General features: G+C 63.7%; 1 protein-coding gene. It reads right to left on the bottom strand.

Annotated elements, in window-relative coordinates:
* Nucleotides 1-96: 96 nt before the first annotated feature.
* Nucleotides 97-732, bottom strand: a complete 636-nt coding sequence (locus ACLCGK_RS11120; RefSeq protein WP_011532730.1) for an RluA family pseudouridine synthase — start codon at nt 730-732, stop codon at nt 97-99.
* Between the last annotated feature and the right edge of the window lie 117 nt (nt 733-849).

Genomic DNA, 849 nt, shown 5'->3' with positions numbered 1-849 from the left:
CCCCACCCCAAAAGAACAGAAGATGGCTTGGGGGCGTATTTTCCCCGCGGTGGGAGCGGGCAAGCCCGCGAAGAGGCCTGTACAGGCAGTACAAATTCAGAAAGGCGCAGGGCACTCGAACTTCAACCGCTCCCCGGACACCGGGTGGGTAAAGCTCAGCATCGAGGCATGCAGGCACAACCGCTCATGGGCAGCCAGTGCCTCGGGGTTGGCATACAGCCGGTCGCCCAGCAGCGGGTGCCCGATCGACAGCATGTGCACGCGCAACTGGTGCGAACGCCCGGTAATCGGTGTCAGCTCTACCCGGCAGTAATCACCGCAGCGCTCGACGATGCGCCAGAAGGTCAGCGCATGCTTGCCCTGCTCGTGGTCCACCACATGCCGTGGCTTGGTCGGCGGGTCGTAGCGCAGCGGCAGGTCGATGCTGCCGCTGTCCAGCGCCGGCTGGCCCCAGCACAGCGCGGTGTAGGCCTTTTCGGTTTCGCGGTCGTGGAACTGGCGCGACAGCTCACGATGGCTGTCGGCATCCCGTGCCAGCAGGATGATGCCGGAAGTTTCCCAGTCCAGGCGGTGCACGATCAGCGCGTCGGGGTAGCCGTTTTCCTGCAGGCGAGTGATCAGGCAGTCCTTGTTGTCCTCGGCGCGGCCGGGTACCGACAGCAGCAGGGTCGGTTTGTTGATCACCAGGATGGCGGCGTCTTCGTGCAGGATCTGGATGTTGGACAGCGGCATTGCTTGGTCTCGGTTATATCGGGGAAAACACTGGGGCCGCTTTGCGGCCCATCGCCGGCAAGCCAGCTCCCCCAAAGACCAGACGAACCCCGTGTGGGATTGTGTTTTGGTGATGGG

This window comes from Pseudomonas sp. S1(2024) (assembly GCF_046557535.1).
Note: the sequence above shows the minus strand (reverse complement) of the source record. Positions and strands in the feature narration are given on the sequence as shown.

What these genes read in the sequence shown, in the direction of transcription:
- ACLCGK_RS11120 (WP_011532730.1), bottom strand. Translation starts at nt 732, where the DNA reads ATGCCGCTGTCCAACATCCAGATCCTGCACGAAGACGCCGCCATCCTG.